The organism is Chitinophagaceae bacterium (genome assembly GCA_016717285.1).
Taxonomy (GTDB): Bacteria; Bacteroidota; Bacteroidia; order Chitinophagales; family UBA10324; genus JACCZZ01.
This window is the reverse complement of the sequence record JADKFU010000005.1, coordinates 1332645-1358155: the sequence shown is the minus strand read 5'-3', so window position 1 is coordinate 1358155 and position 25511 is coordinate 1332645. Positions and strand designations below refer to the sequence as shown.

18 protein-coding genes are annotated in these 25511 nt (G+C 39.3%); 4 read left to right on the top strand and 14 right to left on the bottom strand.

Annotated elements, in window-relative coordinates; genetic code table 11:
* Positions 1-6: 6 nt before the first annotated feature.
* Positions 7-1524 carry a RagB/SusD family nutrient uptake outer membrane protein gene (locus IPO83_15400; GenBank protein MBK9732639.1) on the bottom strand — a complete coding sequence of 506 codons (1518 nt, stop codon included), beginning with the start codon at positions 1522-1524 and terminating at the stop codon, positions 7-9.
* Between the two features lie 159 nt (positions 1525-1683).
* A complete protein-coding gene (locus IPO83_15395) occupies positions 1684-4767 on the bottom strand; it encodes a TonB-dependent receptor (GenBank protein MBK9732638.1) in 3084 nt (1027 codons plus the stop codon).
* A gap of 367 nt (positions 4768-5134) precedes the next feature.
* Between IPO83_15395 and IPO83_15390 the strand changes: the two genes are divergently transcribed.
* Positions 5135-6433, top strand: a complete 1299-nt coding sequence (locus IPO83_15390; protein ID MBK9732637.1) for a DUF5103 domain-containing protein — start codon at positions 5135-5137, stop codon at positions 6431-6433.
* A 9-nt stretch (positions 6434-6442) separates the two neighbouring features.
* Here the strand turns inward: IPO83_15390 and IPO83_15385 are convergent, their stop codons facing one another.
* The gene (locus IPO83_15385; GenBank protein ID MBK9732636.1) at positions 6443-7369 is read right to left on the bottom strand and encodes an LD-carboxypeptidase; all 927 of its coding nucleotides are present in this window, start codon (positions 7367-7369) and stop codon (positions 6443-6445) included.
* Positions 7370-7603: 234 nt separating this feature from the next.
* On the opposite strand from IPO83_15385, the gene metG reads away from it, so the two are divergent.
* Both metG and IPO83_15375 read left to right on the top strand, forming a co-directional pair.
* Positions 7604-9709 carry a methionine--tRNA ligase gene (gene metG / locus IPO83_15380; GenBank protein ID MBK9732635.1) on the top strand — a complete coding sequence of 702 codons (2106 nt, stop codon included), beginning with the start codon at positions 7604-7606 and terminating at the stop codon, positions 9707-9709.
* Between the two features lie 138 nt (positions 9710-9847).
* Positions 9848-10270: a TIGR03067 domain-containing protein gene (locus tag IPO83_15375; GenBank protein ID MBK9732634.1), complete on the top strand. Its 423-nt coding sequence runs from the start codon at positions 9848-9850 to the stop codon at positions 10268-10270.
* Positions 10271-10420: 150 nt separating this feature from the next.
* On the opposite strand, the gene IPO83_15370 is transcribed toward IPO83_15375, so the two are convergent.
* The 8 genes from IPO83_15370 to IPO83_15335 form a co-directional block, all read right to left on the bottom strand.
* Positions 10421-13888, bottom strand: coding sequence for a PAS domain-containing protein (locus tag IPO83_15370; protein MBK9732633.1), 3468 nt, complete (start codon positions 13886-13888; stop codon positions 10421-10423).
* Between the two features lies 1 nt (position 13889).
* Positions 13890-14354 carry a response regulator gene (locus IPO83_15365; protein MBK9732632.1) on the bottom strand — a complete coding sequence of 155 codons (465 nt, stop codon included), beginning with the start codon at positions 14352-14354 and terminating at the stop codon, positions 13890-13892.
* A gap of 312 nt (positions 14355-14666) precedes the next feature.
* Complete coding sequence (locus IPO83_15360) at positions 14667-16208, bottom strand: MBL fold metallo-hydrolase (GenBank protein MBK9732631.1); 1542 nt, start codon at positions 16206-16208, stop codon at positions 14667-14669.
* A gap of 202 nt (positions 16209-16410) precedes the next feature.
* The gene (locus IPO83_15355) at positions 16411-17163 is read right to left on the bottom strand and encodes a hypothetical protein (protein ID MBK9732630.1); all 753 of its coding nucleotides are present in this window, start codon (positions 17161-17163) and stop codon (positions 16411-16413) included.
* 57 nt (positions 17164-17220) lie between these two features.
* Entirely contained in the window at positions 17221-17691 is a 471-nt protein-coding gene (locus IPO83_15350) for a PepSY-like domain-containing protein (GenBank protein MBK9732629.1), read from the bottom strand.
* 77 nt (positions 17692-17768) lie between these two features.
* Positions 17769-18161, bottom strand: a complete 393-nt coding sequence (locus IPO83_15345) for a hypothetical protein (GenBank protein ID MBK9732628.1) — start codon at positions 18159-18161, stop codon at positions 17769-17771.
* Between the two features lie 248 nt (positions 18162-18409).
* A complete protein-coding gene (locus IPO83_15340; protein MBK9732627.1) occupies positions 18410-18583 on the bottom strand; it encodes a hypothetical protein in 174 nt (57 codons plus the stop codon).
* Position 18584: 1 nt separating this feature from the next.
* A complete protein-coding gene (locus tag IPO83_15335; protein MBK9732626.1) occupies positions 18585-19115 on the bottom strand; it encodes a hypothetical protein in 531 nt (176 codons plus the stop codon).
* A gap of 349 nt (positions 19116-19464) precedes the next feature.
* On the opposite strand from IPO83_15335, the gene IPO83_15330 reads away from it, so the two are divergent.
* On the top strand, positions 19465-21057 hold the full coding sequence (locus tag IPO83_15330) for an IS1182 family transposase (protein MBK9732625.1): 1593 nt from the start codon (positions 19465-19467) through the stop codon (positions 21055-21057).
* Positions 21058-21179: 122 nt separating this feature from the next.
* On the opposite strand, the gene IPO83_15325 is transcribed toward IPO83_15330, so the two are convergent.
* From IPO83_15325 to IPO83_15315, 3 genes are all read right to left on the bottom strand, one after another.
* A complete protein-coding gene (locus IPO83_15325; GenBank protein MBK9732624.1) occupies positions 21180-21887 on the bottom strand; it encodes a hypothetical protein in 708 nt (235 codons plus the stop codon).
* 30 nt (positions 21888-21917) lie between these two features.
* Positions 21918-22223 carry a transposase gene (locus IPO83_15320; protein ID MBK9732623.1) on the bottom strand — a complete coding sequence of 102 codons (306 nt, stop codon included), beginning with the start codon at positions 22221-22223 and terminating at the stop codon, positions 21918-21920.
* Positions 22224-22526: 303 nt separating this feature from the next.
* Positions 22527-25511, bottom strand: a complete 2985-nt coding sequence (locus tag IPO83_15315) for a DEAD/DEAH box helicase family protein (protein ID MBK9732622.1) — start codon at positions 25509-25511, stop codon at positions 22527-22529.

Genomic DNA, 25511 nt, shown 5'->3' with positions numbered 1-25511 from the left:
AGAAGGTTAATACAAAGCGTGATTTCTGTCTCTCTCGCTTTGTGGAATGGGAAAATATTTATTGGTCTGATAATTAAAAAAAGGCTTGTCAGCAAAAGCTTGTGTTGCATACGATTCACCGTAACGGATAACGTCGAAATAGCGATGAAACTCACAACCCAGTTCTACCCTTCGTTCATGTTGGATGGCCGCACGCACAGATTCTTTACTTCCGGCGGCGACGTCAGGCAAAAGTCCTGCCGGAATATTTCCAAAGCCTGGCAACAGATTATCATAGAGGTAACTTTCGCGGGCCCGCTTTCTGACTTCATTAAGTGGTATCAATGCTTCCGCAGTCCTTCCGGATTCATTCAGTGCTTCTGCATCCCATAATAAAACATCGGCATAACGAATGGCGATATAATTGATGCTGCCGTCACCTTTAAGGTTGATAGGTATTTCTGAAAAAGGTTGTTGATGTTTCCTGGTAAGATAGCCTGTAGGCGACCAGTCTTTGCTAAATATTTCGCCATTGTACCAAGGCATGCTGTCGCGGCCCACTGTATAATCTAATCGCGGATCAGGAATTCCTTCTGTAGTTTTTTCAAACTCATCTACAAAATCCTGTGTGGGTGCATTAAAGAAATAACCGCCTTCCACCGCGGGTGCAAACCATTGGTTCAAAACATTGCCCGTAAAAGGATCCTGTGCATTTAAATGCTGCACTTCAAAAACAGATTCGATGTTGTTTTTGTAATCAGCACTGAAATTCTGAGCATACTGAAACATAAGCTGATATTGCTGACTCCCAATTACTTCTTCGGCTTTGGTGGCAGCAAGATCCCATTTGGATTGAAATAGATAAGCTTTGGCCAGCAATGCATTGGCCGCGCCTTGTGTTACGCGTCCAACATCCACACCTGAATAACTGAGGGGCAGGTTTGGTGCAGCATCAAGTAAGTCCTGCTCTATTACTGTTTCAAAAATCGTTTGAACAGGTGATTGCGGTATTTGTAACTCTTCCGCACCTAATGGTTCAAGTATAACAGGCACATCACCAAAAATATTGACCAGTGTGAAATAATAGTAGGCGCGTAGAAATTTTGCTTCCGCAAGTATTCTTGCTTTCAATGCTTCATCCATTTCTATTGCAGGAATCTTATCAAGCACGATGTTGGCCCGTGTGATACCTTCATACAATCTTTCCCATTCATTTTCCAGATTGCCGTTGATTGCGGTAATGTTGAAGTCATCAATGAGTCCGATATCCGCCTGATCGCCGGCAATGCCTCCCTTCGCCGCATCATCAGATGCCACATCTCCAAACACCCAAATTCTGTTTTGTGCATTGGTTCCCTGGAAGCCTGCCGGAAAAGAAAGCAACTGATATGCAGCATTAATCGCCAATACTGCTTGTTCCTGTGTAGTATAAAATTCAGATTCGGGGTACACTCCTAACACTTCCGTAGTCAGAAATTTCTTGCATCCTGTAACTGATAGAAAGACAAAAGCAATTAGCGCACTTTTTACAAAGCACTTCTTCATTGATTAAGGAGGTAATAAACGCGTGAAAAAAAATTCGAGTCCGGTTACATTTTTTGATCGATGACACTTTAACTCCGACCCGGGCAGTAAAATGGAGAAAAAATGAAACTGCGTTCTGTTGCCGAATATACGCTTAATATACTCAGCACTATTTAAGAATCAGAAAGTAACATTGATGCCGGCAATGTAGCTGCGGGCACTGGGGTATGTTCCCCAATCGATTCCTGCAGCTAAATCACCTCCGTATGTTTCTGAATTAAGATTATCACTCGTATGCATTTCCGGATCAAGCCCTTTGAATTGGGTAAATGTCAAAAGGTTTTCACCAGTCACATAAATTCTGATTCCTTTCATATGAATTTTATCAAGTGCCTGTTTAGGAATATTGTAACCGATTTGCAAATTTTTCAAACGCAGGTAAGACGCATCCTGCAAAAATCTGCTGGATGGTGTTTTATTATTGGTTGATCCCAGCCAGGAAACACGTGGCTCCGTATCGCTGGTACCTTCTCCTGTCCAGTGGTTGTCATATACATTTTGCGTCAGGTTAAATGCACGGTAGAATCCTTCAATGTCCTGGTTCACCTGAAGGTATATTTTATTGCCATAAGAACCCTGGAAGAAAACAGAGAAATCAAAATTTGCATACTGCAGGTTAGCCGTGAAACCATAAATAAATTTGGGTATGGCGCTGCCTAAAAATGTTCTGTCATTTTCATCAATCACACCATCTTTGTTCTGATCTTTAAATTTCACATCACCGGGACGGATATAAGTTCCCTGGTAAGCATGTCCAAAAATATCCGCATTGTTTTGAAAGATGCCTTCCATTTCATACATATAAAATGACCCAATGGGTTCACCTACTGTTGTGAGGGTGGCATAAATTCCATTATCAATTCTTCCACCGGGAATCGGAGCGCCATCAGCCAGCTCAAGCACTTTATTTTGCAAGGTTGCCAGATTTCCGTTTAATTCATACTTCAGCTTTCCTTCATTGTTTTGATAATTCAGCTCAAACTCAAATCCTTTGTTTTGCACCTTTCCCGCATTGGCATAGGGAGTAGAAGCACTTCCGCCAATCAACGGCAAAGGCACAGGAATCAGCATGTCAGATGTTATCTTTATAAAATAATCTACCGTGAAAGTGAACTTATCCTGCAGTATTCCAAAGTCAATTCCAAAATCAGTTTGCGTGGAGGATTCCCACTTCACATTTTCATTGCCACGCGTAGAAACAGTATAACCGGAGTTGCTGACCGGTGTTGCTCCGAACACATAGTTATAACCTTGTCCGATCACGGAAGCCCACGGATAATTTCCGATATCCTGATTGCCTAGTTCACCAAAGCTTGCTCTTAACCGTAACTTTGAAACAGAAGGCATTTTATCCTTGAGCCACTTTTCATTGTGCATGTTCCATCCTGCAGATCCGGAAAAGAAGGTACCGTACCTGTTGTCAGCTGAAAACCTGGAGGAACCATCGCGCCGAACAGTGCCTGATAACAGGTATCGGTCATCATAAGAATAATTTACATTTCCGAAAAGCGAGAAAAGGCGCCATTGTTGTTGCGCTGAAAAAGCGGTCTGAGAATTTATATCGCTTCCATTACCCAGGTAAATCAGGTTGTCAAGCTGCTCCGGAAAATCATGATCAGTGCCTCCGTGAATCGTATTGTTATTGCTAATGGCTTCGGTACCAAGCGTAGCAGAGATATTGTGCACCGTGTTAAAGACTTTATTGTAACGCAATGTATTGTTCCAGATGAGGTTTATGTTATTGGCTGTGCTGACGGTAAGTCTGTTTGGGCTGTTGATTCGTCCATTTGTTCCGTAATTTCTGTCGAAGCGACGCGCATCCGTAATAATTAAATCCATTCCCGCATCAGACTTGAAAGTGAGGTCTTTCAAGATCTTGTATTCCAGAAATACATCGCCGAAAGTCCTGTATTGATTTTCTGTATTATCTGAATAAACAGCCAGGGCAACCGGGTTATATCCATCTCCGAAAAATTCAGGATACTGTGGAAGATCAGTATAGCTGCCGTCTTCATTAAATACAGGAATGGCAGGTGTGCGAAACAAGGCATAGCGAACTACACTTCCCCCATTTCCTCCATATCCATCACCTGAGCTGCCTACAATGTTCCTGTTGCTATATGAAATGTTGATGTTATTGCCGACGGTCAATTTATTGTTGAGCGCAATATTGAGTTTTGCATTGGTAGAAAAACGTTCGTAGGAGGAATTCAAAATGATCCCTTCCTGTTTAAAATAATCTGCTGCTACATAATAAAGTGTTTTATCTGTTCCGCCGGAAACAGAAAGCTCATGACTCTGAATCATTCCATTCTGAAAAATTTCATTCAGCCAATCTGTATCTGCCATGTCCAGACCTTCAGGAATTGGCTTGCGCTTTAATGCAGCGTTGGAAATATCGAGGTTATCATTGGCCACTGCTTCATTAAAAAGTTGTACATACTCCGCAGTATTCGTCATCTCAGGCAGATCACCGTGCGTTTGAAAACCTGCATATCCTGAATAGGTCACTTTTGCATCACCCTTTTTTCCACTCTTAGTGGTAACTACTACCACACCATTTGCAGCTCGGGCCCCGTAAATGGCCGCTGACGCGGCATCTTTTAAAACAGTGATGGATTCAATATCATTCGCTGATAGAAAATTGATACCGTCTTTTGATGGAATACCATCAATGATGAAAAGGGGATTGTTATCGTTGATGGTGCCAACACCACGTATCCTTACTGCTACACCTTCGCCCGGTTGCCCGGTTGATTGTGTGATACGGACGCCGGAAACTTTTCCCTGCAACGCCTGATCAACATTTCCAACAGGCAGCTTTGCAAGTCCTTCTACATCTACAATGGAAACTGCACCGGAAATATTAGAACGCTTTTCCGTGCCATACCCAACCACCACTACTTCATTCAAAGTTTTATAATCAGCATCCAGCTTAATGTTAATCATCAATGCGACATCAGCAACTTCAACTGATTGCCTGAAATCAACAAAGCCTACATATGAAGCTTTTAAAGTATAATTTCCCGGAGCCACCTCATTAATGGAATAGGTGCCATCATCTTCACTATTAGAACCATATTGAGTGCCTTCTAAAACTACAGTGGCATAAGAGATGGGTGCGCCTTTGCTATCAATTACTCTTCCGGTAATGGAAACATTTTGGGCCACTACATCTATGGAAAAGAAAACCAGATTAAACACCAGTAGGTATGTAAAAATTTTAAAGTACGTCTGTATCATAGGTTACCTCCACTGACTGCTTAAGTCTTCGTGCGGTCCTTCAAAGTACTCATAAAATGATTGATAGTATGTTTTTGAAAATTATCGCGGCAATTGTTCCTTAAATATTTTATGTAATATGAAACTTTATATTTTTTTATTTCGCAACCGACTGCAACCGGTTTTTATTTGAATACCAGCGCAAAACGAACAATAAAATACACGGCATTCATCGCCGCTTTCATTTATTTATTGAAAGAAAATATTTCTACACCAGACTTAAAATTCGCAACAACCGTTAATTGCCATTATTTTAGCTGGCCGTTTTTCAAAGCAGTCACGGGAAACAATGCGTAAAAATATTTTTTTCAAATCATCATTAATCACAACTTTCCTGTTGAGTTTGTGCTGCGTGCATGCATTTGCACAGGATGACATCACTGTTTACCAGGACCAGGTGTATGTTCCCAATATAAAGACGGTGCAACTCTACCTGGATCCGATCCTGCTAAGTGATCCGGTAATTCCATTGAATGGTTCATCACAACTGCACCTTGAATTTGATGACCTGAACGGCGACAAAAGAAATTATTATTACACCATTGTGCATTGCAACTTCGACTGGACCAAATCTGAGTTGAATGAATTTGATTACATCGACGGTTTCCGGGAACAGGACATCAACACCTTTGAATTTTCATTTACCACGTTGCAAACCTACACACACTATGAAGTATTATTTCCAAATGAAAACATGAAACTCACCAAATCAGGAAATTACATTCTTAAAGTATATGCTGATAACGATCCCGATCGCCCTATCATCACGCGACGGTTTGTTGTGTTCTCCAGCAAAGCGGAAGTTATTACAAACGTTCATCCACCCTACGATCCAAAATTCAGTACCCGTTATCAGGAAGTTGATTTCACTATCCGCTACAACGGCTTAACCATTTCAAATCCAATAACAGACGTAAGGGTTTTACTCATGCAGAATTTCCGGTGGGACAATGCGATTGCGCATCTGCAACCGCTTTTTATGAAACCTTATCAACTCGATTATACCTATGATCTTAAAAATGCTTTCCCGGCAGGAAAAGAATTTCGCTATTTCGATTCACGCAGTATTCGTTACCGCACTGATCATGTACGTGAATTAAACTTTGATAACCGGCAAACTGAAGTGATTTTGTTTCCGGATGAATCACGGGCAGAGGAGACTTACTCCGTACATTCTGATATCAACGGAAAATTTATTCCCGGAATTATTGAAGGATTTAATCAGAATGCGGAACCTGATTATACCTGGGTGCTTTTTTCCCTCCCATTTGATTACCCTTTGCAAAATATGGATCTGTTTATAACGGGTAAATTGACTGATTGGAAATTATCTGATGAGTTTAAGATGCATTACGACGCTAAGCTGCATGCCTACCAGGGGAAAGCATATTTGAAGCAAGGCTACTATGAGTATGAATATTTAACCCTGGATAAGGAAACAGGCATCGCCTCCAACGACATGATGGAAGGAAACTCTTATGAAACTGAAAACACGTACCAGATTCTTGTTTACTTCCGCTCATTCGGCAGTCGCTACGATGAGGTGATTGGTTATAAAGTGACAGATTCTTTTAACAGGAACAAGTAGAAACTGTTATCAGGAATTCACAATGCTGGGAACCTCCTGCATTTTTATTACACATTCTGTCGCAGCTTCCATTTCCCAACTTCTGCCCATTACCAACGTTCGGTTATCCGCTTCGTGCCCGGAAGGAAATCCATAGCAAACCGGATAATCGTATTCTGCCACATGCTCCGCAATGATTTCATACGCTGATTTTCCAAATGGATTTTTTTCATCCTTATTCTTCATGTCTGAAAGATGACCGACTAACAAGCCAGCCAATGATTCCAGTTTGCCACTCCGTTTCAGGTTGATCATCATGCGGTCTACATGATAGAGCTGCTCATCAATATCTTCAATGAATAAAATTTTTCCTGTTGTTTCAAGATCAGAAACGGAACCATTCAATGCATACAAGATGGAAAGATTCCCTCCGCAAAGAATACCACTGCACTTTCCCGGCCTGTTTAAATCATGGGAACTGAAAGTGTACCTGGACCTTTTTCCAAATAAAACAGTTTGTAATGAGGTAACAGATTCATCCGTTGCAGTGGAAAAATTAATTCCCATAATAGAATGAACAGAAGGCAAATTGTAAATAGTATGCAGATGTGAATGTATCACCGTAATGTCGCTGAAACCACAAAGCCATTTAGGTTGCTTCAGAAATTTGCGCCAGTCAATCGCATCAATAATTCGAAGCGTTCCATAGCCTCCTCTTGCAAAAAGGATGGCCTTTATTGATTCATCGTCCAGCATACTTTGCAAATCAGCAGTACGAATGTCATCCGCTCCTGCGAATTGAAAATCTTCAGCTCCAATGGTATTCCCAATCACTGCTTCCAGTTTCCAATTAGTTAAAGTATTAATGCAGGATTGAATTTCCGAAAGGGAAATTTTTCTTGCAGTGGATACAATGCCAATTTTATCTCCGGGTCGTAAGGCTACAGGTTTTTTCATAAGTTCTGTTTATAAGTTATCACGAAGTTCAAACTGGCAAGGTCTGGAAAAGATCAGCGAACGTTTTGAATTGAATGGATCATCCTGCAGCTTTTCGAAACCTGTCTCAACATTCGCTGGCCGGGAATCAGCATGCTCAGACGCTGGCACCGCACTTAAGTATTTTTTTCAAAAATAATCATCTTCATCAGGAATGCTAACTTGTATAAATTTATGCTGATTTTTGCGTCCGCCATGAAAAACACACCCAAACGATATACAGTAACCGCTGCATTGCCTTATGCAAATGGCGGTATTCATTTAGGCCATCTCGCCGGTGCTTACATTCCTTCAGATATTTATGTCCGGTACAGAAGGTTGAGAAACGATGATGTAATATTTGTTTGCGGTTCTGATGAACATGGTGTTCCTATCACATTAGGTGCGCGTAAAGAGGGTATCACGCCACAACAGTTCGTTGATAAATATCATCAACTGATGAAAACCAGCTTTGAACAATTCGGGATTTCCTTCGATATCTATTCCCGTACTTCCAACATTGTTCACCACGAAACAGCACAGGAATTCTTTCTGAACCTGTATAAGAAGAATGATTTTATTGAAGAAACCTCTTTGCAGTTTTATGACGAACAGGAAAAAACATTTTTAGCAGATCGTTACATTCAGGGCACTTGTCCGAACTGCGGTTATGAAAAAGCTTATGGTGATCAATGCGAACGCTGCGGCACTTCTCTTTCTCCCAAAGATCTGATCAATCCTGTGTCTGCGCTAAGTGGAAAATCACCCATACTAAAGGAAACCAAACACTGGTTCCTGCCCTTGCAAAATTATGAAGGATGGTTGCGTGAATGGATTTTGGAAGGTCACAAAGAAGACTGGAAAGCAAATGTGTACGGCCAGTGCAAATCATGGCTCGATCAAGGCTTGCAGCCACGTGCCATGACGAGAGATCTGGAATGGGGCGTGAAAGTGCCGTTGCCTGACTCGGAAGGTAAAGTAATGTATGTTTGGTTTGATGCACCGATTGGATACATTTCCGCGACGAAAGAATATTTTATAAACAGGAAGCCGGAAATCAAGAACCTGGAAAATGTAAAGTCTGCTTCCTGGGAAGATTACTGGAAAAGTCCTGATTCAAAACTCATTCACTTCATCGGCAAAGACAACATTGTTTTTCACTGCATCATTTTTCCAGCTATTCTGCATGCGCATGGCGAATACATTGTTCCTGATAATGTACCTGCAAATGAATTCCTGAATCTTGAAGGAGATAAACTTTCGACTTCACGCAACTGGGCAGTCTGGCTGCATGATTATTTAATTGACTTTCCTGGTAAGCAGGATGAACTGCGCTATGTACTCACTTCCATCTTACCCGAAGCAAAAGACAGTGATTTTTCCTGGAAAGATTACCAGGCACGCATCAACAATGAACTCGTCGCGATACTTGGAAATTTTGTAAACCGCACATTGGTTCTTACCAGGAATTATTTCGAAAGCAAGGTTCCGCCACGACATGAATTGAATGCACTTGACAACGATTGCCTGGAACAATTAAGAAGTATTCCACAGAAAATTGCAGACAATATTGAAGCATATCGTTTTCGTGATGCCTTGAGCGAATTAATGAATCTCGCCCGCACCGGCAATAAATATCTTGCAGACAATGAACCCTGGAAAGTAATCAATACCGACAGGCAACGCGTGGAAACCATCCTCAATCTATCATTGGAAATTACAGCAGCTCTTGCCATTTTATGCCAGCCGTTTATTCCCGCCACTTCAGAAAAAATATTAAAGATGCTGCAGCTTGATAATGTGAAGTGGGATGATGCGATCGGAAAACAATTGATGAAACCCGGACATCAATTGGGTGAAGCCTCTCTTTTATTTAAGAAAATTGAAGACGAAGAAATTACAATGCAACTTGATAAACTGCAGGCAACAAAACAAGTGGTTGTCACTACAACTACATCAGATAATCAATCAAGTCCGGAACCAACCGTTGAAAAATCCACCATCACTTACGACGACTTTGCAAAACTCGAATTAAGAGTGGGTACTATTGAAGCTGCGGAAAAAGTAAAGAAAGCAGACAAACTCCTTCAATTGAAAATCAATCTTGGGAATGAAGTTCGCACCATCGTATCCGGAATTGCAGAACATTATGCACCGGAAAATATCATTGGTCAGCAGGTTTGTGTGGTGGCCAATCTTGCACCGAGAAAAATCAAAGGCATCGAATCCAAAGGCATGATCCTGATGGCGGAAGATGAAAACGGCAATCTGAAATTTGTGATGCCTTCGGAAAAGATTTCGGATGGGAGCTCAGTATCCTGATCTGCCTCCTGCTAAAAAAGTGGTGGGATTTTTTAGTTGGATGCTCTGCTCTTTTGAGTTTCATAAAAATCTAACTATACAATAAATTGCAAAATTGCAGTCTATTGTATAGTTCGGCGTTTTAATACTAATGACATTATGAAGACCTCCCTCATTATTTTGGTTATTGTTTGTGCTTTGTCATGTGGCGTAGCTGGAGATGCAACAAAATCTACCGACCAGGCAAACATACAAGGAGTCTGGTTGGCCCAATCAGAAAGCGTGAACGGCATCAAAAAGAATGTGACTTACGTGTATGTCTTCAGAAAAGATAAAGTTACCTTCATAGACGAGACCGGAAAGGAGATGAAGTATTCGTTCAAGTTGGACTCCGCCGACAACCTGAAGTTGATTACTATTCAGCCAGTGGAGACGCTTACCAATTCCACGCCTGTCAGCGTTGCTTATCAGTTGGGCGGAGATTCGCTGAAGATTGTAATCGCACCTGCTGGTTTGCGACCCACAGAAATATCAGACAAAAACAATCAGGAGCTAATTATCTGCAAGCGAAAGGGTTCATGAAAACGCTACCCTGGTGGAAAGTTGTCGTGTCAAGTTTGCAATGAACCCTTGCAATCTCGGGTGCGGTGACTTGCAAGCTTTTATTTTTTTAGCGTTGCATTGCGTGTTTGCAAAAAAATGTGCTTGCAAATGCGTGGGCTTTCGGAGTTGTCAGGTTGCAGGAATATAAATATCAAAGGTTGCTCCTTTATTCAGTTCGCCTGTTGCGGTGATGATGCCGTTGTGATTGTCAACTATTTTTTTTACGATGGCAAGTCCGATGCCTGTGCCTGCGTATTCTTCTTTGCCGTGAAGCCGCTGAAATACTTCAAATATTTTCTCTGAAAATTCTTTTTCAAAACCGATACCGTTGTCGGAAATGGTGATGTGGCAGTATTCCTTTTGCGGTGTAAGGTTTGTGATATTTATTTTGCTGTATTTTATATTCACACTCTTTATTATTATGTGCGGTGGAATTTTCGGATTTGAAAATTTTAGTGCGTTGCCAATGAGGTTGTGCATGAGTTGACGAAACTGGAAGGGAATAATTTTTACTTCGCAATTTTCTTTTACTGCTATCGTGGCGTGTTTTTCGGCAATGGCTTCTTTAAATTCTTTTTTTACTTCTTCTATAATAATATGGAGGTCGGTGATTTCAAATTTTCGTTCTGCTGTGTTGAGGCGGGAGAAGGCAAGTAAATCGCGTATGAGTTGCTGCATTCGTTCTGCTGCATTCTGCATAAGGCGGAAATACTTTTTTCCGTTGGCGGATAAGTTTTGATTTTCTTTTTCTAATATTCTTCCTGCGAAGGTTTGAATTTTGCGAAGCGGCTCTTGTAAATCATGGCTTGATATATAGGTAAATGATTCAAGTTCTTTGTTCATTTTTTCAAGTTCTTCGTTGGCTTGCATTAAATCACTTGTGCGTTGCTTAACGGTTTCTTCCAGTAAAACCGATTGTGTTTTTTGCTGCTCAAGTTCTTTTTTATGCAGTTCCTTTTCTCTCAATTCTTTTTCCAAAAATAAATTTCTTACTTCTGTAACATCTGCAATAATTAGAAGGATTAAATGTTTGCGGTGTGTTTTTTGAATAATGCGCCTTGCATTGAGCGACATTATTTTTTCGCCTAAATGCAGGAAGGTGTGTTTGACTTCGTAATTATAGAATTGTGAATTTTTTGGAATGATGTCTTCAAGCAGTTCGCGTAATGCTGGAATATTCCATTGCTTATTTCCCAAGTCGTATAAAAGCACTCCTTCTGTTTCTTCTTCGGTAACACCAAATTTTTTATAGAATGCCTTGTTGGCAGATATTACCCGAAGGTCTTTTCCCAAAACAAGCATGGGTTCGTGCATGGTGGACACTATTGCTTCTGAAAATTCATACGATTCATTGAGCAGGTCGTTGCGCGTTTGTAATTCCTGGTTGGTGGTGGTGAGTTCTTCGTTAGCAGATTCAATTTCTTCTTTCGAAGTTTCTAATTCTTCATTTACGGTTTGCAGTTCTTCATTACTTGAAACCACTTCTTCACTGGCACTTTGCAATTCTTCGGTAAATGCTTCCTGCTCCTGCGAGATACTAAGCGCATCAGCATGTGCTGCTGCTAATTCTTCTTCCAATTTTCTTATCCTGCGGTCCTTTGCAAGGGAATTATTTTTTCCGCCTTTATTATTTTGCGAATAAATTTCTGTGTGCTCCTGTTCAGTGAAAAGAATTAAAAGCAGGGGTTCATCCGCCCCTATAATTGTCGGGGCTATTTTAAGCGGAACAATTTCTACGCTTATACTTCTGACTTCAGAATTTATTTTTATTTCTATTCCGCTTTTGCGAACGCGGTGTTTTGTTTTAAGGACTCTTGAAATAGCGTTGCGCAATTCAAAAGCGATTTCAGGTCGTGCCATTTTTAAAATATTAAAAGTGGCTTTGCCTTTTGGGTGGGTGAGAAATAAATCGGTGGTGCCGCGAAACTGTACAATTTCCATTTGATGATTAATAACAACACTTGCAGGCATAAATTCTGAAAGCAGCACGGCATCAATAGCATTATCAAGTCCGTTATGATTAACGAAATTGTTTTTTGGAATTTTGTTTTTGCCCGTTACCGGAATATTTTTTTCGGGAACACCATCTTGCGCAAAGCGTGGTGACAGTGCAGGCAATGTGCGGGCGCCTGAATTTGTTTTGCGTGAAAATATTTTAAATTTTTTATTGGAGCTTGTAAAAAGATTTGCCGACTGACTGATGCTTTCTGATTTGCCGAGCATTAAAAATCCATCATCATTTAACGCATAATGAAAAGTGTTGACGGCTTTTTTTTGTGCTGCGTTATCGAAATAAATAAACAGGTTGCAGCAACTTACAAAATCGAGGCGCGAAAAAGGCGGGTCGCGTAAAATATTGTGCGGAGCAAACACCACCATATCGCGCACAGCTTTGTTTACACGAAAGCTGCCATCGGCTTTGGTAAAAAAACGCTGTATTCGTTTTGGCGACACGGTTTCCAATTCCTTCTTGGTGTAAACGCCAATGCGGGCTTTACCGATTGCCTGTTCGCTAAGGTCGGTCGCAAAAATCTGAACGGGTGTGTTAGTTGTTGCGCTTCCCTGAATTTCGAGCAACATCATGGCAATAGAATAAGCTTCTTCGCCTGTTGCACATGCGGGAACCCAGATACGCAACGACCCTCCCGTCTTTTTTCTTTTGAGCAACTTCGGGAAAAGATTTTCTTTTAAATATTTATGTGTGTCGGTATCGCGGAAAAAACTGGTTACATTAATCAATAAATCCTGATAGAGAATATCAATCTCTTCATTTTTTTGCGTAAGCAGTTTTGCATATTCTTTTAGTGTTTTTATTTTATACAACAACATTCTGCGGATAATGCGCCTCTTGATAGTGTTCATTTTATAGGCGCTGAAATCAACACCTTTAGCTTTGTGTAATTGGTTAAGAATAATTTTTAAATCGGGATTGCTGTTCTCAATTAAATCTTCTTCACCATTTTTTACTCCAATGGTTTTTATCAGCGGATGCTTGCTTAGGCGCTCTAATTCATGTGCAATTTCCTTTGGCGATAAAATAAAATCAACCATGCCCGTGGCAATGGCAGAGTGAGGCATGCTCTGGAATTTTGCAGTATCATCCTGTGCAAAAGTTAATCCGCCTTCTTGTTTAATGTCTTTAATACCGATTGTGCCATCGCTTGCGCTGCCCGATAGAACAATGCCGATAACTCTTTCTTTTTGCGCGTGTGCAAGTGAGGAGAAAAGAAGGTCAATGGAAATGGCTGCACTTGTTTCTGAACGGGGAATTAATTTTATGTGCCCGTCTGTTACTTCAATTCCTTTATTGTATGGAATGATAAAAAGATTATCGGGTTGTATTTTATCCATGTCGTCAATTTCCTGCACTTTCATTTTTGTTTTCTTGGATAAAATTTCAGTCAACATGCTCTTGTGGTCGGGGCTAAGGTGCTGCACATAAATGAAAGCCATGCCCGTGTCAGGTGGAAGATGTTTTAATAACTCCATCATCGCTTCCAGTCCGCCTGCTGATGCGCCAATGGCTACTACAGGAAAAGAATTTTCTTTGGCATCTTTTTTCTCAGGAGATATTTTTTTGGCTGAGGTTGCTTTCATGTCAAAGAATAATTGCTTTTAAAGTATTGAGTAAGAAATTTTCTTTGCGCGGTTGTGAAGTATTTTTTTCTGACACAATTGTGAGCGCCTGGTGAATTACTTTTTTGAGTTCAGAAAAATCAGCGGGTTTACAGATATAATGTTGCGCTCCGTTTTTGTAAAGCAGGTCGGCAATGCTTTCGTCATAAGAGGTGGAGAAAATAATTACGGGAAGTGATTTTAATTTTTCGCTGCGTTTTATTTCTTCCAAACAGGTGAATCCGTTTTTGCGCGGCATGTTGAGGTCGAGAAAAACGAGATCAGGTTGGCTGTCTGCTTTTTTGTTGAGCAGTAGCATGAGTTGTTCCCCGTCATGCACGGCAGTGAGTTTGGTTTTTAGTTGCAGTTCATCCAATGCCTCTTTGAAAAAAAGACAATCATCTTGGTCGTCATCGGCAAGAAGTATGTTGACATTTGGAGAAATCATTTCGCGAAGTTAGTAATGTAAGTATGCAATTGCTATTAATAAAGCAAGTATGTTCAATCGGAGTGGGTGCGCGGGGTGAGGGAGGTCTCCATCGTGTAAAGAGAGTGGAGAAGTCAGCAGAGGTCATAGTAGTTGGTGACAACGAGCTTCGATCAATCGAAGAGGTCTCACACTAACGAAGGACTGAACGTTAAGTCGTTCCCGATTCTGTATGGAGGTTTAAACTTCGAGTTTACCAGCCTTACGTTAAAAGGGGCAAAGACTGGTAACAGTTTTATACTACTCGATAACCGGCTGCTCTGCTTCTCATTGTCATGCGGTCAGTTGTTTTGTTATAAGTTGTTCTCCAAAGTCGTCTGAAAGCAGTGGGATGTCACACAAGCGGCAAACATCGCATTTCCCTTTATTAATCCAATGTGCTCTTTCATTGTAAGGTAGTTTGTTCAGATTGCCTCCCATTTGAATTTTTTGTTTGAGTGCTAAGTAAGCATAAGTGGGATTAGTTGAAAGATAACGAGCTGCTCTCACAGGTTCACGAATCATTGTATGTGATGCCGCAGGAAAACGAGAAAGTAGTCGTAAACTCACGATGTCAATATTGTCTTTTAAGCAAGATTCGTCTGTTACATAAATGTCAGCTCCGTATCCAATGAAGAAAACATCGCCACCCCACAATTCAGTGAGTGCATGTTTCAGTCGGAAAGAATATGTTTTGATTGTCAGGTTTGAATTACCCGGAATTTCATAAACAACTTTTGTTTTTAATTCTTCACTCTCAAAATAACAGTGAATGAAAATTTCTTTTTCTACGTCTTTCAACGAAATCACAAAATTAATTTGCCTCAAAAGTTCACTGGCAATCCCGCTACTGCTGACAGGAAGAATAGTTTGTAGCTGTTCCTGCAATTTATTCACAATCGTTGTCGGCTGAACTTCAAATGAATTTGCTTTTACAATTTCATCTGCATATTGCTTGTCAAGCAGATGACTAAGATTATCATCTATAGCTTGTTCGTGATAAGGAGATGTTTTATTCCACAGATTATTTTCAATGTTGTCTCCGGGAAGGAGATTGAAAAATCTTATAGTCGATTTTTTGTCAAAGAAGTCTTTATAATACTGTTCCAGATTGCTTCTTGAAAACTTCATTTTGTTTATCCACTGTTTGTCCTGTTCAAGTAATGCAAACCCGGGAACAAACGAAAAAATATCAACAGGTTTTATTTCCTCAACAATTTCGCAAAACTTGTGAGCAAGAAACTGCTCTCGCAACAGCGCAATTTCATGGTCGTCTTTGTTTGGCGCATGAACTGTATTTGGAAAATAACTTGCCCCTCCTAAACCACAAATTAATAAATCAACTTGTTTCCACCTCTTACGGATCATTTTGGTAAATATTTCTACAAAAGCCCAGTGCGATGCATTAAGAGCATCGTTCAGGTTTACATAGACTTTCCCTTCACATTCATAAGTTACAAAAGCATCAAGACCATTTACGATGAAAGTCATTGACAAACTATCTGATAATTTTATTCTATTGAATGAAGGAACCTCCCGGATATTTTTAAAGCCGATAGATTGCAGAAGTTCTTTTGTTCCGTTCTTCCAGGTGTAAGGGAAATAAATCCGGGCGTTCTTGTTCATCAGTTGTAAAGTCGGGACATGCAGATGGTCTTCATGTCCGTGAGTAAGAATGATGTGTGTTATATCGCTGACGAAAGATGTATCAACAGGCTTAGGAAATACGTGCCATTGATTTAAGTAAGCTGCACCATTAAACCACGGGTCAGTTAGCACTTTTAAATTCTGGAGTTCAATCAATAGCGATGCGTGAGATACATATGTTAATTTCATTTTGAATTATTATTTAAGGATATTAAACGCTAATAGTTTTGAAATTAGTGTCTCGTACAAGATTTGCCGCTAACATATAAGTATTAAGTCGCTGCTTCGCTGCGCGCGTTTAATCCTTATATGTTAGCGGCTGGGCTACTGTCCGTCCGAAGTGCTACTTTTACAGCTTTGCAGAGAGTTTATCCAACGAAATTTACATTCATTACGTTGTCGGTTCAAGTTTATGTTGTCGGTAAGCAATAAAAAGCAGAACAATCATTACTAGTGTTGAAACAAGTGATGAGTTTAAAGTCCCAAGATGCAAACCGCCTTTGTTAAGTGGCTTCGTTAAAAAGTCGCCAAATGTTGCACCGAATGGTCGGGTGAAAACAAAGGCAACCCAAAACAAAATGATGTGATTTATTTTAGTAAGGTTGTGAAGAAGAACAACAATAAGAATTACTCCACCAGTCACGAAAGCACCTTGTAGATAACTTAGTCCAAAGTAGTCACCAAGAAAATCACCAAACGCAGTTCCTAAACTGTTTGAGAAAAGAATTGCTGTCCAGTAATAAAATTCTTTTTGTTTGTCGGTGATTGGATAAACTTCAAGGTTCTTGTATTTCTTAAACCATAGATACAATGTCAGAACTAAGCAACTTACAAGCAAGAAACTTCCAAGGGTGTAACCCAAGTGAAGTGTTCTGTCAATGTAATCTGAAATTTCTGTTCCTAAAGTTGTAGTGCCGACAATAACAAGCCAGTAAATGACAGGAATATATTTCTTGACTGAGAGTTGTGTGAGTAATACAACAAGGAAAAATGCAAGTGTAATTGCAATACCTACGGTATAACCTAAATTCAAAGTCATGGAAATAAAATCGCCAAGCGTTTCGCCAAGCGTCGTGGCGACAATTTTCATCAGCCAAAATATCAAAGTGATTTTGGCAACTTTATTTAGTTGTTCTGTTGTCATGTTATTTGAAATTAAAAAAAAGAAGCACCGCGTTAGAGGTGCTTCTTTACTTGTTAATTAATCTTTGTCTCCCTTTCCTTTCTCCATTTTTGTTTTGCTCAACATTTTACCATCAGTTGTAAACAAAACATCAAAAGTTTCTTCGCCTTTTTCAATTTCGGCTTCAAAACAGTTTCCGTTTTTTAAACTCTCAATTTTGCTTGCCTCATTTATTTTGAAACCTGCAAAATCTTTGCTTAATGCTGATTGAACAGATGTTGGCAAAGCAGAAACTTTTATTTCAGTTTCAGTTTCTAACCACTTTCCTGTTTTGTCAAAGTTGGCAGAAACTTCTTCGCCATTCAATTTGAAACCTGCTTCATACTCGTTGGCATTTTCTATTTCCCAACTTGTTTTAGTTACGGTTGGGAACTTTGCTTTGAATGCTGAAGTAACGGCAGCAGGAACTTTGTCGGCAGATATTTTTTGAGCACAAGCCGCATTGCTCATTAATGCTACTGTTAGTAGCAAATAAATTATTCTTTTCATTTTTTGAAATATTTAATTGTTTGAAATAAATGACTAATCGCACAAACAAAGTTTGTGGCTAACAAGAAATAGAACAATTAAACTATCGGTGGACGGAAAATTTTGTAGATGTAGTCTGATTGAATAAAGTTCACCGTTGGCATTGCAGGTTTAACTACAATCGGGTGAAATATTGCCATTGAAATCGCAAAAAAGTTAATGAAAGTAACCTGTGCTTGTCCGTGATGTTGAGTAGGCGATGGCGTATGTGGTTTTTGTTCGTCTCCGTTATCGTGCTTGTCAAACAGTCCGTCAATGTTTACTAAATGGTCGGTGATAAAGTCAAGCGGTGTCATGTCTTTGTCCTCTGTAGATTTGCAGTGGTGATACATTTCGGGAATATCATGCAGCACCGAAAAGTCACCCAACGGCAAACAGTAAGTCCCGAAGGCGTAAAACGTTAAAAGAGATATGTTGACTGCTTTTTTCAATGTTGTCTATGTATCGCTAAAATTATAGTTTTTATTCTTCGGTCTGTTCATTTTATGTCTGTCGGTTTAAAGTTGCACTGTCGTCATAGAGTTGCCGCTAACGAATGCGGCTTTGTGTTAGTGGGCTTTTGAAACAATCAACTGCATGCCCGCAATAAAGTTAACTAAATGAAACACTTTTTATGTTCGCACTTCGTGCCCGCTAACGCAAAACCCACGTTATGCCCGGTGCTTCTTTAACATCAATATCAACTGGAGATTTTTGATCGTTTCACTCTTCTGATTTTCTTTTCTGCAATGGATCTTTGCGATGCCATCTTTCGACGCTTGAAAAAGTCACTAAGTTCTTTTTCTTCTGTTGAAGTTAATGGACCTTGTCCACCAATAAAGTCAACGTCCAATTCGATTTTTTTTGTTTTCATTTTATTGATTTTGAAAATATCTGTTAATCAATTGAAGCGCAGCCCTTGTTTCAATTATCATAACTCTTCCACCAAAGTGAATGGCCCCAAGAGTCTTGATGTAGTGGTCAACAAGTTGTGTTTTGGATAGAAATGAAACATTGCCTTCGTGCCCACGCTGAAATGAAAGTTGACAGGCAAAAGCAACTAAATTTCCTGGTACCCCTGCATATACCTTTGTGCTGCCCTTGTTAAATGATGCACTTTCAACCAAGTGCATATAAACGTGGTCAGTTTTAATTTCTAAGCTAATGAGTCCCTGTATAATTGTCGGGTTATTTACTATGGTTAGTTTATAAACATCTCTTGAAGGTATTTTGAATTCGTCTCTCCAATTGAAAAGCCACCCGTTTGATTTGCTTACTGATTTTAAGTCACCACTAGTTAAAACTGAAACCTCAGTTCTGAAACTGTCACCTGTAATTACGTTTTCAAGGCTGTTGGTTAGCTTGTCAACAATAAATTCAAGTCCTATAAACTTAGCTTTTTTCACATTCACAATTTACGAAAAATTGCCGCTTTTCATTGCGAAAATATGTTTACTAACGGCCATCATAGCATTGGACATAACGAATGTGCCTTTGCGTTGTGTGGCATTTTGAAACAACCAACTGTAAACTCATATCAGGACTAACAATAAATTTGTAAATGAATAGCAGGATTAATTTTAAAAACTGTAAACTTTTTTCAGGAAGAGACAACTAAATGAAACACTTTTTCTCTCAGCACTTCGTGCCCACTAACGCAAAACCCATGTGCCCGTTGCACAACTCACCAAACATAGTGAATAACCTCCTGAGATCGAAGGAGGATATCAAATGCTATTCTGAGATATTTGTGTCATGCAAGGCCGTAAAGAAATAATACCCAAAATGCTCTACCAGGTTCACATTGATGACCTGGTTCCAAAGGAGAACTTTTACCGTAAGCTCAGTGCAGCTATTGATTTGCATTTTCTGTATAAGCAAACTGCACGTTATTATGGAAGTGAAGGTCAGGACAGCATTGATCCTGTAGTGTTTTTTAAGATCTGTTTGGTGGGTTACCTCAACAATATAGGTTCGGATCGCCGCCTGATGGAGTATTGCAGCAACTGCCTGGACGTAAGGTTGTATTTGAAATATGATATCGATGAACCACTTCCCTGGCATTCGACCATTAGTCGCACCAGGCAACTGTACGGTGAAGAAGTTTTTCTTGCATTGTTTAAAAAAATACTGAGCCTGTGTATTGAGGCTGGTATGGTTCGCGGTAAACGACAGGCCATTGACAGCGCTCATGTGAAAGCCAATTGCAGCATCGACTCACTGACAGAAAAACAAATACTTGATGACGTGGAGCAATACAGCAGTGAACTTGATGAACAAAGTGAGTTCAAAATAAAACCCGTTACACTCACTCCATCTGATAAAGCAAGCCCCACCATCAGTTCTGAAAAGCACAAAGCCGTCCAATCCCATCACCAATGGAAAGCAGAGGAATATAAAGACATGCCCGGTGGAAGTAGTAAGGGAGCTGATCAAAACAGTAACCAGATCCGTGGAAAATTTTTAAGTAACCATACCCATACTTCTCCCACTGATCCTGATGCGCGTATTGCAGTCAAGCCCGGCAAAACGAGGCAGATGAATTACCTGGCACAGGTGGCAGTAGATCAAAGCTGCCATGTGATCACGGCAGCAGGAGCCGATTTTGCCGATAAACGCGATAGTGAATGTCTTGAACACATCGTAAAGCAGGCCACCACTAACTTAAAAGAAAATGACCTCCATTTAGAACAGATCACAGCCGATACAGGCTACAACAGCGGTGAGGCACTACAATACTGTGCTTCAAATAATATCGATGCCTACATCCCCAACTTCGGGCAGTATAAAAATGAACGGGAAGGGTTTATCTATAACAAAGAACAGGACCGCTATGAATGTACAAGAGGAAATAAAGCCACCCTTCCCTTCAAAAAAATAAGGTACAGCTACGACAAGCATGCGATGAAGGTTTACCGCAGTGACAACAGTAAATGCAAAAGTTGTCCGTTAAGAAGCAGTTGCATTGGTAAGGGTGATTATAAGAAGATCGAGCACAGCATCCATAAACCACTATATGATCAGATGCATGAGAAGCTCAAAACTCCATATGGCAAACGGCTGATGAAAAAGCGCAGCAGCACCGTAGAACCAGTGCTGGGGAAGCTGCTGAACTTTGTAAATATGAGAAGAGTCAACACCAGAGGCATCCACCAGGCCAATAAACACATCATGATGGCAGCACTCACTTATAACCTGAAGAAGTATATCCGCTTCACGAGCAAAAAAACAAATTCAAAAGCGGCAGCGATGATAGAAAATGCTTCCGAATTTGTTCAAAAACTGCTTTCAGCGCTGTTTTTTGTTTTACCACGTCCTACACCACAGTATGCAGCGAAACTTGTCTGAAAAAAATCCCCGACAATTTTTTTAAAACTATCAGCGACTTAAGCTGATCGCTGTTCAAAATCATGCATGAATACCATCTCAGGAAGAAGTTGTGCAACGGTTACCCATGTTAGCTGCTGTAATTATTTCATCTCTATTATTTCCCATTTGGTTTGTCCCTCAATAAAATTACAAATTTTGAATTTTCCTTTTGATACTTTCTTTACCAATTTATTAAATCTTACTTTGACTGGGTCTTGTGTTAAAACATCAAAGTCCGAAGTTCCAATTTCTTTCCATTTTCCATTTTTTAAACTAAATATTCTCAAAGATTTATATCTGCTTGCACAAGAAGAATAGAAAATTCCAACTTCGTTTATTCCGTCTTCATCTATGTCATTGCATAAAAAGAAATTGTCTGGGTGGCAACAATATGAATCAGTATATAGTCTTGGCAGTGTCTTGTCATAAAAGCAATAAGATTCTCCATCGTCACAATAGTTAAAAGTTGGTATTACAAAAACAGTGTCACTTTGTTTGTTTGTTCTAATACCTTTCACAATTCTAATACCTTCAAATTCTTCTTTAAGTTCTGAATTTTTATATGTCAAAATACCACAACTGTCGGCTTGGTAACTTGAAAAATAGTTGTCAATGATACCGGATTTCTCATTTAATAAACTGTCCTTGAAATATTGTTTGTTAGCGTTTATTACAGAAGTCAAACTGTCCTTTTTATAAATTGTGTCGTTGCCAGTCGTTTTATTCTCTACTACACTTGTCTTGTCCTTGAATTTGCAGGAAAATGTCAGAGTAAGTAAAGTCAAAATAATTGCAATCTTTTTGTTCATCGGAAAGTCTAGATATTATAGCAGCTAACGTCAGTTCGTGCAAAAACTAAGGTAGCGAAGATCCTTGATCATATTGCGCTGTATAGTGCAGCTGGACAATGCCGGAGAAAAACTTTTATACACCCATCCATATGTCCTCGTGATGTAAAAAACATTAAAGACAGCTTCCTTCAGCCGTTTTTTTAGCTCTTCGATTCCTAATATATTTAAAACCCGCCTGAAGTTATAGGTGAGATAGATCAATGCAAACTCACCGTTATTCTTTTCAATGCCTTTCAGTAATATATGATCGTAGCCCCATTGCCGCTTGATCGTTCCAAATATATGCTCTATGATCTCCTGTCGCTTGAGGTAGACGTGTTTTTCATTTTTTACGCAAAACCGCTGTTAGCAGATGCCCTTCTTTCTCGTCCGAAGGGTTGTCGTGTCAAGTTTGCACCTACTCTGTCCGATGCGATTTGTATTAGTAAAACTGTCCAGTTGCGCGCAAAACCCGTGCTGTGGTAAAATAATTTTATTAAAAAAGGAAGGGAGGGGAAAAAGTTTTCTTGGGTGGGTGAAAAAATACTCTCTTGCAAGCTTTGGTTTCAGCGTTGCCTTGTGCGGCTTGCAAGAGTGTATTTTATTTAGCGTTGGCTTTCATGTTATTTGCTCTTCAAGTAAATCTTTCCAAATAATGTATCCCTTTTTTTCGTCTGAATAGTCATGTAGAACACGACTAAAATTCTCTGGTTGATTTTTAAGGAAAACCTGTCTGCCTTTGTTTCTGATAACACTAAGTTGTTCGTCAATTTCTTTCAACTTTATTTTAAGTGTCGGCTTGTCTTTAGGGAAGTGCCACAAGTAAGTTGCTTCTTCTGTGTCCAAAGTTTCCAATACAATGTGAAACTTCTCTTTGCCTGTCAATAGGAAAAAAAAAGAGAAAGGGCTTAGCACAAAACGAATTTTTAATGTGCTTCTGTCGTGTCGCTGCGATAAGAAATGCAAATGCTTCTGATGTTTGTAGTTTCCTTTCTTCAAAATATCTTCCAACAATTCTTCTCCAGAATTGTAAAGCGAATTGCTTTTCTCCCCTTGAATTTGATTGATGTCTAAAAGATTTTCATTTTGAAGCAATGGTCTTCCAATGATGTTCTTTGAAACAAAAGTGAACTTTACACCTTCAATCACTTCACGGTTTATTTTCTTAACGTCATTTGATGTTGCTAACTGTGAAATCAATTTGTCATTCTCAAATTCTGCATGAATATCAATCTTTACATTCTTTGATTTTAGTGCTTTTACGAAGTAGGGTCTTAATACTTCAAATTCTGGTCTTACTTCAAGATTCTCAATTTCAAATTCAAGTTCGGTTTTTATTTCAGGAATGGGGTGTTTGAATGAAATACTTCCGTAATGAAATTCAAGTTGCTCAATTGGAACTTTTATTTGTCTTTCAATTGTAATGGTCTTTGTTTCTACCGTTTCTTCGGAGGGTTCATCAAACAATGTCGCTTGTTTGTCAATCTTTCGATAAAAAGTATTCCGTTTAAGGAATAGCTTATTCAGATAATCAATCTTGATGTCTCTGTAATCGTAAATAGTCGGAGTAACTTCTGAACGCTGAACTCTGCCAATGTATTGAATCAACTTTCCTTCAAATGAAAATGGATAAACCAGAAACAAGCAATTAGCATTCTGTAAATCTGTTCCTTCTCCGAAGAATTGTCCTGTTGTAATAAGGGCTTGATAATTTCCGTCCTTCAAGATTTTCCATTTGGCGTTTCGGCTGCTTTCAGAATCATCACCACTTAATGTTATTGTCTCGTATAATTGTTTTATATACTGGTGCAAAGAATCAATGTGTTCTTTCCTTTCAGTAATTATCACAACTCTTTTGCCTTCTTTCAATTCAATTACCACATCTTGAAGAATCAATCTGTTTCTCGCTGAATCGTGAACAAGAATTTTTGATAGTGTTTCAAACTGGTCTGTCTTGGAATTGAATGGAACATCAAGTTCGGTATTTCTAATAATGATTTTGGCTTGCTGTGCCGTGCTAATCGCACTTGACTTTATTTCGGAAATTACTTCGCCTAAGTGAATAAAAATTAGTTTTCCGTCATTGTATTTTCTGAATGGAGTTGCCGTTAAGCCATAGAGATAAAATGTTTGAAGTTTTGCAATTGTGTTTCTGTATGTTTCAGCAGGAATGTGATGACACTCGTCAACTATTACAGTTCCAAAAGCAGTTTTCAAATTATCATTATCTGATTTCTCAAATTCCTTTGATAAACTTTGAATTGTTGCAATCGTAATTTTTCTTCCAAGATTACTTTTCCCTTGTCCTATCTTTCCTATTTCACTTTTGGGTATTCCAAGAAATGTTTCAATTCTCTCAATCCATTGTTCAACCAATTGTTTTCTGTGAACAATGATTAAAGCAGGTTGCTGCTTGTTCGAAATTATTTTCAATGCAACAATCGTTTTTCCTGAGCTGGGTGGAGCTACAATTACTCCTAAATCTTTTTTAGAAATGGATTCAATAGCCACTTGCTGATGTTCTCTGAGTTGAGCATTGAAAAGAAATGGAATTGCTTTATGCCTTTCCCTTTCATCAACAAAATCATGTTCAATTTTATTCTCTCTGCAAAAGCGAATAAGCTTTCCTATAAAACCTCTTGGAATCACAACTTCATTTTCTGATTCTTCTACAAACTTGAAATAGCGTTCCGTTCCAAAAGTATTTTTTCCGATTTTCTTCTTGATGATAAATTCCGAATTTGTGAAGTTCAATTCCTCTTTTAGGAAATTTATCAAAGGTGTCGTGATTCCCTCTCTGCTAATGTGAACTTCGTTTAGCAATGTAATCTTCAATTTCCCATCTCCAACATTCTGAAAAGTTGAATCGGAATTTGTGTTTAGCGATAGATGTAGTTGTTCTAAATCTGAAACAGAAATTTTCCTGATGTTTTTTATAAACTCAAATTGGTCTGAAAAAGGTTGCTGTGTTTCTGCGTTGATGAAACAACTGTTTCCTTGTTCTAATGTTGTCTTGAAAAGCGGAAGTGCAATAAGATTTCCCAAACCTTTTCCTGAAAGAAAATCTTGATTTGGAAACAAGCGGTCAAAACTTGAACTTTTATCAAACAATGAGAATGCTCCCGACTGTTCTAGAATAGAAATGAAAATCCTTCTGCTTCTTATTGCAGGGTAGGGTTGTTCAAAGAAAATCCATACATGCCCTCCTTCACCCGAACGGGAACGCTCCAAGTATGCAGGAATACTTTTTTCAATACAAGCGTTAAGAAACTTTCTTGCATCATTTATCCATTCAGCTTCATCAAAATCTGCTGCAAGAAAGTATGAAGTGTTGTCGTGCAATAACGGATAAATTCCAATGAGTTGTTGTCCACTCAGATGCTTTGAAATTTCGTGGCCGGTAAGTTTTAAATAGGTTTTGTCGTTGTAGTTTTGAAAAGTTCCACCTTTCATTTTATGTGCCCGATACATGTATGGGTCATATTGATAGGCAGGCATGTAGCCGCTTTTGTTTCCCTTCTCCCATCGAATTGCAAACACATCTTCTCTGCCTTTGAAAACAGATTTGAAAATTTGAATTTGATTTGAGAGAGATTCATTCAT